The 16,769-nt window shown below is 37.4% G+C and carries 18 protein-coding genes; 10 read left to right on the top strand and 8 right to left on the bottom strand.

Going from position 1 to position 16,769, the window contains the following annotated elements; translation table 11 throughout:
- Window positions 1–5: 5 nt before the first annotated feature.
- The 5 genes from yajC to ACFSKV_RS07980 form a co-directional block, all read right to left on the bottom strand.
- On the bottom strand, window positions 6–320 hold the full coding sequence (yajC, locus tag ACFSKV_RS08000) for a preprotein translocase subunit YajC (RefSeq protein WP_380801435.1): 315 nt from the start codon (window positions 318–320) through the stop codon (window positions 6–8).
- A gap of 3 nt (window positions 321–323) precedes the next feature.
- Window positions 324–866: a DUF1573 domain-containing protein gene (locus tag ACFSKV_RS07995; protein WP_380801434.1), complete on the bottom strand. Its 543-nt coding sequence runs from the start codon at window positions 864–866 to the stop codon at window positions 324–326.
- A 14-nt stretch (window positions 867–880) separates the two neighbouring features.
- Entirely contained in the window at window positions 881–1,183 is a 303-nt protein-coding gene (locus ACFSKV_RS07990; RefSeq protein WP_380801433.1) for a YtxH domain-containing protein, read from the bottom strand.
- Between the two features lie 11 nt (window positions 1,184–1,194).
- Entirely contained in the window at window positions 1,195–2,379 is a 1,185-nt protein-coding gene (gene nusB / locus ACFSKV_RS07985; protein ID WP_380801432.1) for a transcription antitermination factor NusB, read from the bottom strand.
- A 141-nt stretch (window positions 2,380–2,520) separates the two neighbouring features.
- Window positions 2,521–3,621, bottom strand: coding sequence for a Glu/Leu/Phe/Val family dehydrogenase (locus tag ACFSKV_RS07980; RefSeq protein WP_380801431.1), 1,101 nt, complete (start codon window positions 3,619–3,621; stop codon window positions 2,521–2,523).
- Window positions 3,622–3,768: 147 nt separating this feature from the next.
- Between ACFSKV_RS07980 and ACFSKV_RS07975 the strand changes: the two genes are divergently transcribed.
- Window positions 3,769–5,559, top strand: coding sequence for an ABC transporter ATP-binding protein (locus tag ACFSKV_RS07975; RefSeq protein ID WP_380801430.1), 1,791 nt, complete (start codon window positions 3,769–3,771; stop codon window positions 5,557–5,559).
- A gap of 37 nt (window positions 5,560–5,596) precedes the next feature.
- On the opposite strand, the gene ACFSKV_RS07970 is transcribed toward ACFSKV_RS07975, so the two are convergent.
- On the bottom strand, window positions 5,597–6,259 hold the full coding sequence (locus ACFSKV_RS07970) for a hypothetical protein (protein ID WP_380801429.1): 663 nt from the start codon (window positions 6,257–6,259) through the stop codon (window positions 5,597–5,599).
- A gap of 34 nt (window positions 6,260–6,293) precedes the next feature.
- On the opposite strand from ACFSKV_RS07970, the gene ACFSKV_RS07965 reads away from it, so the two are divergent.
- Window positions 6,294–6,608 (top strand): hypothetical protein, encoded by a 315-nt coding sequence (locus tag ACFSKV_RS07965; RefSeq protein WP_380801428.1) that lies wholly within the window; start codon window positions 6,294–6,296, stop codon window positions 6,606–6,608.
- A 138-nt stretch (window positions 6,609–6,746) separates the two neighbouring features.
- Here ACFSKV_RS07965 and htpG read toward each other — a convergent pair whose 3' ends face one another.
- Window positions 6,747–8,630, bottom strand: a complete 1,884-nt coding sequence (gene htpG, locus ACFSKV_RS07960) for a molecular chaperone HtpG (protein ID WP_380801427.1) — start codon at window positions 8,628–8,630, stop codon at window positions 6,747–6,749.
- Window positions 8,631–8,958: 328 nt separating this feature from the next.
- Between htpG and ACFSKV_RS07955 the strand changes: the two genes are divergently transcribed.
- From ACFSKV_RS07955 to ACFSKV_RS07920, 8 genes are all read left to right on the top strand, one after another.
- Window positions 8,959–9,624: a heme exporter protein CcmB gene (locus ACFSKV_RS07955; protein WP_380801426.1), complete on the top strand. Its 666-nt coding sequence runs from the start codon at window positions 8,959–8,961 to the stop codon at window positions 9,622–9,624.
- A 207-nt stretch (window positions 9,625–9,831) separates the two neighbouring features.
- Window positions 9,832–10,512, top strand: a complete 681-nt coding sequence (gene ccsA / locus ACFSKV_RS07950; protein ID WP_380801425.1) for a cytochrome c biogenesis protein CcsA — start codon at window positions 9,832–9,834, stop codon at window positions 10,510–10,512.
- Between the two features lie 44 nt (window positions 10,513–10,556).
- Window positions 10,557–10,802, top strand: a complete 246-nt coding sequence (locus tag ACFSKV_RS07945; protein ID WP_380801424.1) for a CcmD family protein — start codon at window positions 10,557–10,559, stop codon at window positions 10,800–10,802.
- 51 nt (window positions 10,803–10,853) lie between these two features.
- A complete protein-coding gene (locus tag ACFSKV_RS07940) occupies window positions 10,854–11,270 on the top strand; it encodes a cytochrome c maturation protein CcmE domain-containing protein (RefSeq protein WP_380801423.1) in 417 nt (138 codons plus the stop codon).
- Between the two features lie 30 nt (window positions 11,271–11,300).
- Complete coding sequence (gene ccsA / locus ACFSKV_RS07935) at window positions 11,301–13,829, top strand: cytochrome c biogenesis protein CcsA (RefSeq protein ID WP_380801422.1); 2,529 nt, start codon at window positions 11,301–11,303, stop codon at window positions 13,827–13,829.
- A gap of 90 nt (window positions 13,830–13,919) precedes the next feature.
- Window positions 13,920–14,696, top strand: a complete 777-nt coding sequence (locus tag ACFSKV_RS07930; protein WP_380801421.1) for a Rossmann-like and DUF2520 domain-containing protein — start codon at window positions 13,920–13,922, stop codon at window positions 14,694–14,696.
- Window positions 14,697–14,946: 250 nt separating this feature from the next.
- The gene (locus tag ACFSKV_RS07925) at window positions 14,947–15,510 is read left to right on the top strand and encodes a DUF502 domain-containing protein (protein WP_380801420.1); all 564 of its coding nucleotides are present in this window, start codon (window positions 14,947–14,949) and stop codon (window positions 15,508–15,510) included.
- 102 nt (window positions 15,511–15,612) lie between these two features.
- A complete protein-coding gene (locus ACFSKV_RS07920) occupies window positions 15,613–16,236 on the top strand; it encodes a 3-keto-disaccharide hydrolase (RefSeq protein WP_380801419.1) in 624 nt (207 codons plus the stop codon).
- Between the two features lie 139 nt (window positions 16,237–16,375).
- Here ACFSKV_RS07920 and trxA read toward each other — a convergent pair whose 3' ends face one another.
- On the bottom strand, window positions 16,376–16,696 hold the full coding sequence (gene trxA / locus ACFSKV_RS07915) for a thioredoxin (RefSeq protein ID WP_380801418.1): 321 nt from the start codon (window positions 16,694–16,696) through the stop codon (window positions 16,376–16,378).
- Window positions 16,697–16,769: the final 73 nt, after the last annotated feature.

The following is a 16,769-nucleotide window of genomic DNA, read 5'->3' as shown; positions in this document are numbered from 1 at the left end:
TTTGGTTATTTGATTCCTGTAGCTTTTTTAGTGTAATCGGCAGAAATGGCCGATTTTTCAACTTTTATTTTAACTCCTTTGTCCAATTCAAGGGTAACACTATCGCCCTCAATGGCATAAATTTTACCATGTATTCCACCGATTGTTACAACAGTATCTCCTTTTTTGATTGCTTCAAGGAAGTTTTTGGTTTCTTTTTGTTTTTTCTGTTGGGGCCTGATCATGAAAAAATACATGATCAGAATTATGGAACCGAAAAGGAATACCTGTCCCATGATGCCGGCTCCACCATCAGCCTGTAATAAAATCCAGTTATTCATATATTATTTCTTAACAGGACCTAATTGGCTGGTTGTTGCTCCAGCAGCTCCTTTAGGTGTAACATTTCCTTTCATCCTTAGACGGGTTACATTAGGGCTGGTATTGGCCTGGATGGTCACTGTCGGCGCCTGGGTACCTGGTTTAGCAGTAGAATTAAATACTACTTTCACAAAACCTTCTTCTCCCGGCTTGATTGGAGTTTTGGTCCAGTCAGGACTGGTACATCCACATGAGGCCGTAATATTGGAAATTACCAGCGGAGCCTGACCATCATTGGTAAAGTTGAAAATGTGCTCAACTACCTTTCCTTCATCGATAGTTCCAAAATCATACTCCATTTCTTTGAAACTGAATTTGCCCAAGGAAGAAGGATCAGCAGGGGTAACTGAACTTACATTGGAAGGTACAGGCTGTGATGCCTCTAATCTTGCCAGTTTTTGCTCCAATTCAGCAATTTTTTCTGATTGATCATCTTTTTTTGAATCACAGCTGGCTGCAATTAAAACAGCTCCAAGTGCTATGGCTGTTAATCTGAAATATTTCATGTGTATAATAAGTGTTAGTTTGCTTCTCTGTTGATTTGCTCGATCAATTTATTAACGTCACTCAGGAGGTTTTCTGCCTTATTTTTGGCATCAGTTATCACTTTATTACCTTCTGATTTGGCTTCATTAAATGGCATATTTTTGCCATCACGAAGGTCTTTGATCAATTTTTCCAGCTCTTCTTTATATTTTGAAAGTTGAAAAGAGAGTTTATCCCTTGTATTTTTTCCTGTATCCGGAGCAAAAAGGATTCCTAATGCCGCCCCTATGCCGGCTCCTGCAATGAATGCTATCCATCCGTTTGAACTCTTACTCATTATTTTATCATTTATCTGTTATCTAATAGACCTCTTCCGCTTTTTCTGATTTGACCATTTTGTGTTAATTCTTTGGAGAGTACATCCAAAAGGCCGTTAACAAATTGTTTACTTTTCGGCGTCGAATAAGTCTTTGAAATGTCAATGTACTCATTGATTGTGACTTTTACCGGAATACTTGGAAAATTCTTCATTTCCGTAATTGCCATAGAAAGTATGATTTTATCTGTTTGGGCAATTCTTTCTATATCCCAGTTTTGTGTCCTTTTCGCAATCAAATCCTTATTTACATCGTCATTTTCAACTGTCAATTTAAATATATTTTGGAAGAAATCCTTATCCTCTTCCCAGTTGAGGGCAATCTCAGGAAGAACTTCCCCTTCTGCATCGAAATTTTCTTTGATATTCTTAAGCACTTTTGATGCCAAGCTTCTGACTACTGACTTATTTTCAGTCCAATTAAGGTCTTTCTCTGAAAAATAATTTAAAATGGCTTCAATCTTAAAAATAACTTTCTTTAAAATATCATCAGCAATTTCAAAATCATCCTCCAAGCTAGGTTCTTCAATCTTAATATAAGCTTGATAGCTTTCCAGTGGTTTGACATAATCCCTAAACCATTCTCTTATTTCCAACTCCAAGTCATCAATATTTGCCATTTGCCTGATTGTGGCAGACTTGAATTCTTGAGAATTTTTTATTTTGGAAAGGATCTTGTTGTTTGAGAGATTTAACTCGCCCTTATGGAATGTCATTTTTTCTGGAGAAAACTTCTTCTTTTTTTCTCCTTCCATGGCAACGTGGTTTCCGAAAGCTAAAAGAATTTCAATGGCAAATAAGTAAAGTTGTGGAATTCTTTCAGCCGAAGCCACCATGTTTTTAGCAAGAAATTCAAAATCCTTATGGTTCGCAGATTGATAGAAATTCAATGCTTTTTTGACTTCTTTGATGATTTTGTCATTTGATTGTTTTCCCGATTTGAGGTTGTCATTATTCAGGCTATTTGTGAAAAGTTCAAGTGCCTCTGCTGCTTCTTTTTTTAGTAAGCCTTTATCCTGAACTTCCATGGTGTTGAGGTCGGGTTGAAAGGCTTCCCTGATTAGGTCTTTAGCTAAATTTAAATTGGAAGCTTTACACTGTTCGAATGCGTAAAGATTCTGAAATGCTTTGACCCGTAGTATTCTTCTGTTTAACATGCCTGAAATTAAAGAACGTAAATATAATTAAAATGAATCAAGGACTGAGATCGCATCAAACCTTTTACCAAAATCACACAAAAAAACCACTTGCCTTTAGGAAAAAGTTCCCGGACAAGTGGTCTTTTGTTTTTAAATATTTCAATAAGGGAGTTTTACCTTACCCATGGCCTCAATTCTGCTCCAAGCCATTTCGGTTGCAGCCTGTTGTGTGGGGATATTTTCCTTTTCTGATTTATTGAGAATAGCCGTACAAATATCATATATTTTATCTGCATGCTTATAAGTCAGCTCTCTATTGTAACCACCTACAAATTCTGCATACACATTGATCAAACCTCCGGCGTTGATCAGGAAGTCAGGCGCATAGGTGATTCCTTTTTCCATCAGAATTCTACCGTGTTTTTCTTCATCCTGCAACTGATTATTTGCGGCACCGGCGATGACCTTGCACTTTAACCTATCGATGGTTTGGTCATTTACAGTGGCACCCAATGCACATGGCGCATAAATATCCATATCCAGATCATAAATCACGCTTGGATCGACAACCATAGCACCGGTTTCCTTGGCAACCTGATTTAATTTGTCCTCAAAAATATCAGTGATATATACTTCTGCTCCCTCCTTTACCAGGTACTCAACCAAGTATTTACCTACTTGACCTATACCCTGAACCCCAATTTTTTTACCATTCAAACTATCAGAACCATAGGTTTTCTTAACGGCTGCTTTCATACCCAGGTAGGTACCATAAGCTGTAACAGGGGAAGGATCACCTCCACCACCCCTTACTTCGGGAAGCCCAGTGACATATTTGGTTTCCATAGCAATATATTCCATATCGCTGGTTTTCATATTCACATCTTCAGCAGTAATGTACCTCCCGCCCAAGCTGTTAATAAACCTCCCAAATCTTCTAAGGAAGGCTTCGTTTTTAAGTTTGGGGTCACCAATAATGACAGCCTTTCCACCACCCAAATTCAATCCCGATATGGCAGCTTTAAAGGTCATACCTCTGGACAACCTCAAGACATCCGTAATGGCCTCTGCCTCAGATTTATAATTCCACATACGGGTTCCACCAAGGGCAGGGCCCAAGACCGTATTGTGAATACCGATGATGGCTTTTAGTCCGGTGGGCTCATCGTAGCAAATCACCAATTGCTCGTGACCAAGAGAAGTTATTTGTCCATAAATAGAACCTTCTCTCACTTTTTCCTCAGTATTAATCTCTACCATTTGAACTTGGAATTTTTAATTGTGTTATATTTGGGATTGATGTTTTCAATAAAACCGGTTACAAAATTATATATTTTGTTTTGGGTTTACCAATGCAATTAATAGAGTATTATAAAACTAATCAAGTGATTTAAAAGTTTTTATTTTGTGAAACCTCTTTGGCGATTAAATTTATATCTTTACAAATACAAGGGTTACCTATTATTGGGAGTCTTATTTACTATCATTTCCAATTTTTTTGTAATTATTCCCGCACAATTGGTACGGATTGCCATAGATTATGTGGTGGAAAGTTTTTCTTTTTACGGGGCGATTTCCGATTCGGATTTAGCTGGTGAGGCAAGAAGTCTCTTCCTTAAATATATTCTAATTTTTGGTGTATTAATATTGATCATGGCATTATTAAGAGGTTTCTTTTTATTCCTGATCCGTCAAACCATTATTATTATGTCAAGACTGGTGGAGTACGACATGAAAAATGAGATTTTTGAACATTATCAGAACCTTCCCTTAAGTTTTTATAGAAGAAACAGTACTGGAGATCTGATGGCCCGGATTACTGAAGATGTAAGTAGGGTAAGGATGTATTTAGGACCGGCTATCATGTATGGCATTAATCTTTTGGTATTGTTTCCCATGGTGATTGGTTATATGATTTCAGTAAATGTGGAGTTGACAATTTATTCTTTACTACCTCTGCCTATTCTTTCTCTGAGCATTTATTACGTCAATAACATGATCAATGAACGATCTGAAAAAATCCAGAGAAGTTTGTCAGGACTAAGTACTTTCGTTCAGGAAGCATTTTCAGGAATACGTGTGTTGAAAGCATTTGTCAGGGAAGAAGACAGTGTCAATGATTTTACCAAGGCCAGTGAGGATTATAAGGACAAATCCATTAGCCTTACCTTGGTCCAATCCTTATTTTTCCCTTTGATCATGGCTTTGATTGGCATGAGTGTGATCTTAACTGTCTATATTGGCGGTATTCAGGTAATTGAAGGGACCATTGGATATGGTGTGATCGCTGAATTTATTCTTTATGTGAATATGTTGACCTGGCCGGTCACCTCCTTGGGTTGGGTTACCAGTATCATCCAAAGAGCCGCAGCCTCACAACAGCGGATTAATGAATTCCTTGATGAGAAAAATGATATCCAAAGTACAGAACATCTTGAAGTTCCCATCAAAGGAAATATTGAGGTCAAAAAAGTAAGTTTCATATATCCGGACTCCGGAATCAAAGCCTTGGACCAGATAAGTTTCAAAATCAATGCAGGTCAGTCTTTGGCTATTATTGGTACGACCGGTTCAGGAAAGTCCACTATTGCCAACCTATTGATGAGAATGTATGATGTTTCCGAAGGGGAGATTTTAATTGATCAGAGAGATATTAAATCCTATGATATAGCCTCTCTTAGGAAACAAATCGGATATGTACCACAGGACGTATTTCTTTTTAGTGACAGTATAGCCAACAATATCGGTTTTGGTTTGGATACCATACCGGAAGGGGTTGTTGAAAAGGCTGCCAAAGACGCTGATGTTTATCAAAACATTATTGATTTTCCCAAGGGCTTTGAGACTAAATTAGGAGAGCGGGGCATAACCCTTTCTGGGGGACAAAAACAAAGGGTGTCCATCGCAAGAGCAATAGCCAAGGAACCAAGTATTTTGTTGTTGGACGACTGTCTTTCCGCGGTAGATACTAAAACAGAAAACGCTATTTTAAATTCACTGAAAGATATTATGGCGAAAAGAACGTCCATTATTATTTCCCATAGGGTCTCCTCAGCAAAACTTGCAGATAAAATCCTGGTGTTGGATGATGGAATGATCGTAGAACAGGGAACACATGACCATCTCATGGGATTGAAGGGAGTTTATGCAGACCTGTACGAAAAACAAACCCAAGCTCCTGAGACAATTATCGAATGAAAGGAATAGGCAAATTTTAATAGCCGAAAAGAAATATCTACTCCCGGGGTTTGGCAAAAAGGTCAAACCCTATTTTTTTTGGGTTTCCCATGCTGGAAGTATGCTCTAGTTTTTGGCTGTAAGTAATCAGCATGATGTCCTGAAAAGTCGGTGCCAACAAATCATTGTCCAAAGCGGATATCACCAACTGTTCAATGAGGCTCCTCATTTTTTCAGGTGTAGCAGGATTGTCCCTCAATTCTGGAAAACTGAAAACAATTTTTCTATCTCCTTCCAAAAAGAATTTGTTTTCACGGTTTAATAAAATACGCCCAATCAGATAACCAGGATCATCAAGCCTTCCATAAGTAATGGTATCACTAATGAAGTTGTAGATGAGAATCTGTCCGAAATACCTCAACGAATAATCTTCTTTCAGGTATTTGGACTTACTTAGATAAGTGTCATCGGGCAATCTTACAATATTACTTTGAAGAATAAATATCAGCACTTCACCACCAATCCGAAATATAAACTCAAAATCATTGATCCTTTCCAATTTAATAGGTATGGGTTTCTCTTCTTTATTTGCTTTTTGTATTTCCTTTGACAGGTCAGAGCAGATGTTTTCAAGTTGCCTGAAAAGCGTGTCTGTCATTCCAAACAAATTGTATTTCAGTTTACTGGTAGTCTGTAGCTTTTTGAGTATATTGTTAACCATTGTTTTAATTCCTTTTAAATAAATATCTCACATTATGGAAAATAAAAAAACCGGATTTGAAGAAGTTGAAGCCTTGCTTCAGGACATCGGTACTAAAATAGAAGAATTAATTGAAAAAGGTAAGGAAGCAGGGGGAGAGGCAAAGGATGATATTGAAAAAAAGATCAAAGATCTCAAGGAGAAAAGGACGACTTTAGAAGAAGAATTCCAAAAAGGGAAAGAGAAAGTCCAGAAACTTTATGAAGAGAAAAAAGAAGAGATGGAGCCTAATTTATCTGCTTCCATTGAACATTTCAAGGAAGGCTTTAAAGAATTTATGGAAGGGGTGAGGAAGCTTTTGGGGAAGTAGGAGGTGGGTTTAGAATGAAGAGTTTAGATTTTATAATAAGTTTTTGGAATTGGAAAGGTTGTTTAATAAAAACAAAAACGGGCTGATTGCTCAGGCCCGTTTTATAATTGAATGTGTTAATTGATCTTTAATTACTTTTTAAATCAGCTCAATGGAGCGCTTTACAAAAGCGGTCAGATCTTTGCCAGTCAGCATTCCCTGGGCCAATAAAGCAAGGTCTATAGACTGTTTGGCTAATTTTGCCTGATCTTCTTCGTTTTCGGTTTTTAGGATTTTATCTATGGCTGGGTGGTTGCCGTTGATGGCTACCTTATATTGATCCGGCATGGCACCATAGAAACTCATACCACCACCCATCTGGGCCATGTCTTTCATTCTGCGCATAAACTCCTCCATGGTCACGGTAACCGGCATTTCCTCAGGACTTAATCCTTCAACTTCTACAGTGAAGTTTTTGTTGTCAATGGCTTTTTCGAAAATCTCTTTGACTTGTTTTGACTGTTCTTCAGTCAACAAGTTGCCATAGCTGTCTTCTTTTTGAATGATTTTGTCCACCACATCTGCATCAACACGTTTCAGGGAAGTCTTTTCCTCTTTCATCTCCAAATGCTGGATAAAATGACTGTCTATAGGAGAGTCCATCACCAGGACATCATAATCTTTCTTATTGGAAGATTGGATAAAGGAATCTTGCTTGTTTATGTCGGTTGCATAAAGGTATATGGTCTGTCCATTTTTGTCCGTTTGGACTGCCTTTACTTTTTCTTTGTATTCGGATAAAGTATAGAATTCGCCTTTGGTATTTTTCAGTAAAGTAAAATCCTTGCCCTTTTCAGCAAATTTTTCCTCACTGATCATCCCATATTTAACAAATAGGCCTATATCGTTCCACTTCTCTTCATAGACTTTTCGATCTTTTTTGAAGAGTTCAGAAAGTTTGTCCGCTACTTTCTTAGTAATGTAATTGTTGATTTTTTTAACACTGCTATCAGCCTGAAGGAAACTTCTTGAAACATTCAATGGAATATCAGGAGAGTCTATAACTCCGTGCAACAGCATAAGGAATTCCGGAACGATGTCTTTGACTTCATCCGTAATAAATACCTGACGACTGAAAAGCTTTATTTTGTTTTTTTGAAACTCGAAATCCATTTTCACCTTTGGGAAATATAATACTCCTGTCAGATTGAATGGATAATCTACATTGAGGTGAACCCAGAAAAGGGGATCTTCGCTCATGGGGTAAAGTTCCTTGTAGAAAGCCAGGTAGTCCTCGTCTTTGAGTTCATTGGGAGATTTTGTCCAAATAGGAGAGGTCGTATTGATGATATTGTCCACCTCCACTGATTTCCATTTTTTATCTCCTTTATCATCCACTCCATCTTCCACGCTTTCTGTCTTAGTGCCAAACTTGATCGGAACAGGAAGGAATTTGCAGTATTTGTCGAGGATGCCCTGAAGCTTCCATTTATCAAGGAATTCCTCAGAATCTTCATTGATGTATAAAATGACATCTGTGCCACGGTTTTTTCTGTCTCCGACACTGATTTCGAACTCTGTGCTGCCATCACAAGTCCATCGGGCCGGCAAAGCACCCTCTTGATAGGAAAGGGTATTGATTTCTACCTTGTTGGCTACCATGAAAGCAGAATAGAAGCCCAAACCAAACTTACCGATGATTTCATTGGCGTCTTTGGAGTCTTTGAACTTCTCCATGAATTCAGTTGCTCCTGAGAAGGCAATCTGGTTGATGTACTTTTTAACTTCCTCGGAAGTCATACCCAAACCTTTGTCAGAAATGGTGATGGTCTTTTTGTCTTTGTCGAAAGACACTTCCACTGTAACGTCACCTAATTCTCCATTATACTGACCTAATTGCGCAAGCCTTTTTATTTTTTGGGTTGCATCCACCGCATTGGACACCAATTCACGGAGAAAAATTTCATGGTCAGAATACAAAAATTTCTTAATGATGGGGAAGATATTCTCGGTATGTATCGAGATGGTACCTTTTTCCTGCATAGCTATATTTGGTTTTGGTTAATAACAATATTGATATCAAGCCAATAACAAGTGCTGTTCCAAAGCTTAAAAAATGTCATTTTGGCAGATTTGTTAAATAATATTTGTTCGATATTTTCTATGGAATCCATTCTTTAGATTCAATACTTTAGAAATTCTCAGATATTAATGGGTTTATGCTTTGCGATATTTTCGGATATTTAATTCAAAAACATATTATGTCAATTTAAATTTAACCCTTGAAGTATGAGTGAATTAAGGTCTTGATAAAATATCAGCCTTTATCAATAATTATCTATAAATATCCATTTCAGTTTATATTTGCCTTATGCTAAAACAAATCCAGACATTGGTTTTAAAAGAATTGACACTTGAATGGCGTCAGAAATATGCACTGAATGGAATATTACTTTATGTAGTGTCTGCAGTATTCATCACTTATCTGAGTGTAGGTGCCAGGCAGGGGAATATTTCTGCGCAGACCTGGAATGCTCTTTACTGGATAATTATTCTTTTTTCGGCAGTGAATGCAGTGGCCAAAAGCTTTATACAAGAACATCAAGGACGTCAATTGTATTATTATATGATTGCATCTCCTGAGGCAATCATCATTTCCAAAATTGTTTACAATGCTTTGCTCACATTGATTTTGGCTCTTATAGGATACCTTGTATTTTCTATTATCCTTGGTAATCCTGTTGAAGATCAAGGCCTATTCCTCCTGAATTTAACATTGGGAGCACTTGGCTTTTCAGCTTGTCTGACCATGGTATCAGGCATTGCTTCAAAGGCAAGTAATAACGCTACCTTGATGGCTATATTGAGCTTCCCAGTAATTATTCCTATACTTCTTATGGCAATTAGGGTTTCTAAAAATGCCATAGATGGACTGGATTGGACTGTAAGTGCTGATAAGTTAATTACACTCTTTTCTATCAATGCTATTGTGGCTGTAACTGCTTTTATTTTGTTTCCTTATTTGTGGAGAAGTTGATGTTTGCCAATTATCAATTACCAATTATCAATTACTAATTACCAATTATTGAAATCCAGCTTCAAAACCCAAATTTCAAAGCCCTCCATTGCTTCAAAACCGCGATTTGTAACTTTCGAATAAGCATTCATCAACTTATGTTATAAAAAGCACAGGAATCAGGAACTTATGACTTATTTTTGTGCTTGAATTAGCAAAAATCTTCAAATGAGAAAAAGTTGGTGGAAAATTTTGGCAGTTCTACTATTGGCCTACACCCTTACAGCGGGACTCTTATTTGATGTCCCAAGATTGCCTATTTTGAATGAAACCATCCGGGCTTTGTATTTCCATGTTACCATGTGGTTTGGAATGATTCTTATGCTTATGGTAGCGGTGGTCTACAGTATCAAGTTCTTGCGGTACAATGATCTGAAATATGATGATGTAGCCATAGAGTTCACCAATGCAGCTATTTTATTTGGAATCCTTGGAATCACCACAGGGATGCTGTGGGCAAAATTTACCTGGGGGGATTATTGGTCAGGAGATCCCAAGCAGAATGCCTCAGCAATTGGCCTACTTATGTATTTTGCCTACCTTATACTTAGAAATTCCCTTTCCGATGTGCATCAAAGGGCTAGAATTGGGGCCATTTATAATATATTTGCCTTTGCAGCCTTTATTCCCTTGATATTTGTCTTACCACGATTGACAGACAGCCTTCATCCCGGTAACGGAGGAAATCCCGGGTTCAATGCGTATGATTTGGATAGTAAACTGAGATTGGTATTTTATCCGGCCATCATTGGCTGGACCCTAATGGGAACCTGGATAAGTTCCGTCCGTGTAAGGCTTAGGAGGGTTGAAAGAAAAATTGAAGATAGATTGATCAATCAGGTATCCTAATTCGTAGTGTACCTGACATTACCTATGGGTGTAAATAAAATTAGATGAAAAAGTGGTTATTAATATTGTTCCTGGCTTTTAGCCTTCAAGCCATCGCTCAGGAAAAAATAGAAATTACAGAGGATGATTATAATAACTCCCGTGTAGAAATGGCAGATCTGATGCGGTCTGAAGGAAAAATCTACGTCTTGGTGGGAATAATTGGGATCATTTTTGCCGGAATATTGGTTTATGTAATCAGTACAGACCGGAAAGTTGCAAAGCTGGAGAAACTTCTTCAGGACAGGTAATATTTGAAATTACTGACATTATCACAGTATAATGCTTAAAAAAATAAAAATATGAAAAAGGGACATATAATAGGCCTTGGTATCATTGCAATTGCAATTTTGATCATTGTATCAATGATCGGCGATGCAAGTACTTACGAGAGTTTTGAAACTGCCAAAGCCATGAAGATGAAAGGCAATGATAAATCCATTCATGTGGTAGGAGGGCTAAAAAAAAGTGGTTTAGGGGTAGTGGAAGGAATCGAAGTAAATCCTGATAAAACTTCCTTTTATTTTATGATGGTGGATAATAACGGCACTGAACAAAAAGTATTCTATAATGAACCTGTTCCACCTGACTTTGCCAGGGCTGAACAAGTTGTAGTTATCGGATCTTATAAAAGTGAAGACCTTTTTGTCGCTGACAAAATCCTTATGAAATGCCCATCCAAATACCAGGAAAATCAAGTCAGTACAGCTGGTATGTAGTCTTAGTTTCCCTTTGATTAAATAAAAATCATGATCAATACCTTTATAGGTAATTTAGGCCATTTTGCAGTAATTCTTGCTTTTGTAAGTGCATTGGTAACTGCATACGCCTACTACCAATATATCGTTGCCTCAGAGTTGGAAAAATCCAGTTGGAGGCTCTTCAGCAGGATTTCTTTTTATGTCCATTCTGTGGCAAGCATTACTATTGCTGTGGCACTTTTTGAAATAATTTACAGTCATAGGTTTGAATATTTTTATGCTTATTCCCACTCTTCCAAAGCCTTGCCGGTACATTATATGATTTCCAGTTTTTGGGAAGGTCAGGAAGGAGCATTTATACTTTGGATTTTTTGGAATGTGGTATTGGGTTTGATTCTAATCCATACGAATAAATTCTGGGAGGGGCCTGTGATGTTGGTATTTGCACTGGTACAGGCATTTTTGGTTTCCATGATCTTAGGAGTGGTAATCGGGGATTTAAAAATCGGAAGTTCGCCTTTCGTTTTATTGAGAGATGCACTGAGTGCACCCATATTCCAGATCAACCCTGATTTTGTCCCTGAAGATGGTACAGGATTGAATCCTTTATTGCAAAATATATGGATGGTCATACATCCGCCAACATTATTTTTGGGATACGCTACCACTTTAGTACCCTTTGCTTTTTTAATAGGTGGATTGGCTGCAAAAAAATATTCAGAATGGGTTCGTCCGGCATTGCCATGGGCACAGTTCTCAGCGATGGTATTGGGAATGGGAATCATCATGGGCGCCTATTGGGCTTATGTCACCCTTAACTTTGGTGGGTATTGGAATTGGGACCCTGTAGAAAATGCTGTTTATGTGCCGTGGTTGATAATGGTGGCAGGTATCCACACCATGATTACCTTCAAAAAGAGCAGTACTGCATTGAAATCTTCCATGATTTTGATTGTTGCCTCCTTTATTTTGGTTCTTTACGCTACTTTCTTGGTAAGGAGTGGGGTCTTGGGTGATTCCTCAGTCCATTCTTTTACAGATTTGGGTCTTTCCGGACAATTGCTGATTTACATGCTTTTTTTCCTTATTGTGGCCATTTTCCTTCTGGCAAAGAATTGGAAAAATATTCCAAGCTCGGAAAAAGAAGCATCTGTTTATTCTCGGGAGTTTTGGATTTTCATCGGAGCGACCACGCTGGCATTGATGGCTTTCCAAGTGATTTTGCCTACCTCAATTCCTGTTTGGAATGCGATTGTTGAGATGTTCGGAGGAATATCCAATATGGCTCCTCCTGCTGATCAGGTAGGGTTTTATACAAAATTTCAATTGTGGTTTGCCGTGGCGGTGGCTTTACTAACTGCTGTGGGTCAGTTCTTTTGGTGGAACAAAATGGATGGAAAAGCTTTAAGAGAGGCTTTAGTTATTCCCTATATAGTCTCTGTCTTACTTTCCGCCTTCATCATTGTTTTAGGTAAGGTTTATGACATTACCTATATCGTGGTGGTCTTAGCGAGCACTTTTACCATCGTTGCCAATGCTACTATTTTGTTCAGGCTGATCAAAAAATCAACCTTTAAGCTGGCAGGAGGCTCCTTGGCCCATATCGGTTTAGGGATGATTTTGATTGGGGTGATGTTTTCCTCTGGTTATTCCGAAGTGATATCATACAATTTATCCGGCCTTACTTATAGCAATAGCTGGGAGGATGAATTGAATAAAGAGCATGTTTTATTGTGGATCAATAAGCCAACCCAGATTAAAGATTACACAGCGATTTACAGGGGAAGACAAAAAAAGGTTAAAGGTATTCCGGGTCTGGTCAATGTCAATCTTTTAAAATCAACGGATAATGTCAATGAGTCAATAGCATTGGACGATATAGTGGTAAATGGAAAATTGTATCACAAAAAAGGAGATCTTGTTACCTTGATTTTAGAGGAAAATGATTATTTCAAAATTGATTATTTTAAAGGAGATCAATACCAATTTACCCTAAATCCAATGTCGCAATTTAACAGTTCTATGGGATTGATTTCTTCACCTGATTCAAGAAGATTCCTGAATCGGGACTTATACACTTTCGTATCGGCTATCAATGATTATGATGATCCTGAATGGAGGGAAGATGAATTTTATGAAGTTGCTCCTGGGGAAACATTTTTTATTTCAGATTTCGTAACCGAATTTGAGGGAGGAGAAGTATTGACTCAAATCGACGGGATTGATTTAAAGGAAGGTGATGTAGCTGTAAAAGCAAAATTGAGGATCATGGACTTCGATGTGGAAAAGAGTTTAGAGCCTGTTTTTATAATCAGGGGAAGCCAAGTAGGCAGAATTCCAGCGATTGACAATGAACTTGGAGTAAAAGTGGAACTTGATAATATTATCCCGGAAAAAAATCAATTCTCATTTAAAGTCAACCGTTATCAAAAAGATTACGTGGTCCTTAAGGCTATTGTAAAACCTCAAATTAATATTCTTTGGGCAGGAACCATTATCATGTTGATCGGTTTTTGTGTTGCCATTTACAGAAGGTATGACGAGTTCTCTAAAATGAGAGATAAAGGTTTGGAATAGGGATATTAACTTTCCCATCCTTTAATTCAAAATTCTAAACGGCAAAGCCTTAGTTTTTAGATTCCACTTTAAAAGGATTATATTTCATTTATGAAATATAAAATCGCAATTCTGGGCACTGGAAATGTAGCTTGGCATTTAGCACCGGCTTTAGAGGATGCAGGTCATACCATTACAGAGGTTTTTGGCAGGAATAGTGAGAAAATAGCCTCCATTACCAAAAGACTCTACACCGCAGAATCGAAAGAAGATTTGGATTTTTCTGAATCTGAAGCTGAAATTTTTATCCTTGCGGTAAGTGATGATGCCATTTCAGATTTAGCAGATCAAGTTATTTTGCCGGAAGAAAGCATTTTGGTACATACTTCAGGGTCGGTTCCTTTAGAAATATTGGGGTATAGTTCTGCTTCCTATACCGGGATTTTATACCCATTGCAGACATTCAGTAAAGATAGGTCAATTGATTTTGCTGAAGTTCCATTTTTGTTGGAGTCCGAGGATGAGACGACCTTACAAAAGCTTAAAAAACTGGCAAAAAGCCTTTCTCCACTCCAATTTATGTTAAAATCAAAAGATAGGCTTGCCTTGCATGTAGCAGCTGTATTTGCCAGCAATTTTTCAAATCATATGCTAAGAATTTCTGAAGAAATCATGGCGAGGCAAGGACTGGATTTTGAAATGATGAAACCTTTGATCATTGAAACCCTCAGTAAAAGTTTGGAATTAGGTGCACGAAAAGCCCAAACAGGACCTGCAATCCGGACTGACCTGCATACCCTTGACCTGCATTATCAGTTTTTAAATTATAATGAACAAGTTGCTGAAATATACAGACTTATTTCCCAGGATATTATTGATTCTTATTAAAAAATACCCTGTATAGGGTATTTTTTAAATAAGATTGAGTTGGTATATTTATCGAAATTTAAAGCAGTTTTTTGAGAAGAGTATTTGATTTTTTAGTGTTTGGTTGATCTTTTTGCGGATAAAAAAAGTGGCGGTCAGTTTCTATGTTCGCCACTTTTTATTTGATGATGTCTTTCCCTAAACAAGAAATTTGCTTTCCAATATTGCCAATCCTTTTGTACATTTAGTAGTTATAATTTGATGTTTTGTAATGGCATTTACATATAGAAGAATTCTTACATATTTCTTTAGGGGCCTCCTTTTTGTAGTTCCAATAGCACTGACTATTTATGTGATAACCCTTATTATACAATTTCTTGATGGAATTCTACCTATACCAATTCCTGGATTGGGGATTTTGATCATGTTGGCCTTTATTACTTTCGTAGGATTTTTGGCCAGTATTTTTATCACCAGGCCCCTCTTTGAAATTTTTGAAAGATGGGTGTTTAAAATCCCACTGATCAACATCTTGTATACCAGTATTAAGGATTTGATGTCAGCCTTTGTGGGGGATAAGAAAAAATTCAATACCCCAGTAATTGTCAAGTTATCAGACAATATGTCAAGATTGGGCTTCATTACACAGGATGATCTGACTATATTGGAAGAAGAAAGCTTGGTAGCAATCTATTTTCCGCACAGTTATAACTTCTCGGGTAACCTTTTTTTGGTGCCAAGAGAAAATGTTCGAATAATTAAACATGTGAGAAGTACAGATGTGATGAAGTTTATTGTGTCAGGAGGGGTTTCTCATCTGCCAAAACATGAATGAAAAAATCTATGAAACTCCAAAAACCAAACTTCAAGTTTCAATTCCCAAATATTAAAACACACGAATTCTGATTTTCCTTAAACCTTCAATAACCAAAATACTATGAAAAATTTACTTGCATTTATAATTCTGATTAATGTTTCGTTTTCAGCCTTTTCCCAGGGAGATGGATGGACGCCTTTGTTTAATGGTAAGAACCTGGATGGTTGGAAAATCTCCGAAAACGCTTCCTCTTTTTCTGTGGAGGACGGGATAATAAAAATTGATGGGCCTAGAGCTCATGCATTTTACGTAGGTGAAGTCAATGGGGCAGATTTCAAAGATTTTGAACTTTTGGTGGAGCTGAAAACTATGCCAAAAGCCAATTCCGGTATTTTTTTCCACACAAAATATCAGGAGACAGGGTGGCCCGAAAAAGGATATGAAGTGCAGGTAAATCAAACCCATACCGATTGGAGAAAGTCAGGAAGTCTTTACTCTTTTAATGATGTAAGGGACGTTTATGTAAAGGATGGGGATTGGTATACAACTCACATAATTGTTAAGGGAGATCATGTTACGGTAAAGATAAACGGTAAAACCGTCATGGAATACGTGGAGTCTCAAGATGAAAAGCGGCCTGAAAATGCCGGAGAGAAAAAGATTGATAGAGGTACTTTTGCATTGCAGGCCCACGACCCTGAAAGTGTAATATATTATAAAAGTGTCAAGGTTAAGGTGCTTTAAGTAAGCTCCTTGACTCTTATATCCGAATTCTCTTTAAACTGTCCAATTAGCCAGGTTTCCAGTCTTTCCTGATCTAACAAATAAAAATAGCCACAAAGACGACTCTTTGTGGCTATTTAAATTTATTTGTTATTAAATATTATAGCACTGCGTTCAATTTTTGGGCTAAAATAGATTTTGGAACAGCACCTACTTGTTTGTCAACAATCTGACCTCCTTTGAAGAACATCAAAGTTGGTATACTTCTGATACCTAATGCTGATGCAACAGCTGGATTGGAATCAACATCCACTTTACCGATAACTGCCTTACCTTCATAATCACCTGCCAATTCTTCCACAATTGGACCTATCATTTTACAGGGTCCGCACCATTCTGCCCAAAAATCCACCAAAACAGGCTTATCGGATTTTAATATTTCTTCAAAGTTTGCGTCTGTAATTTCAATTGCTTTTGCCATCTTATAAGAATTTTTGTTAATGCTTGATTTTCAAATATAATAGTAAAGTAAATTTGTGTTTAATTAGTTCCAC

The organism is Shivajiella indica (assembly GCF_042683085.1).
Lineage (GTDB): Bacteria > Bacteroidota > Bacteroidia > Cytophagales > Cyclobacteriaceae > Shivajiella > Shivajiella indica.
The sequence above is the reverse complement of the archived record's forward strand: the minus strand, read 5'-3'. Positions and strand labels throughout refer to the sequence as shown.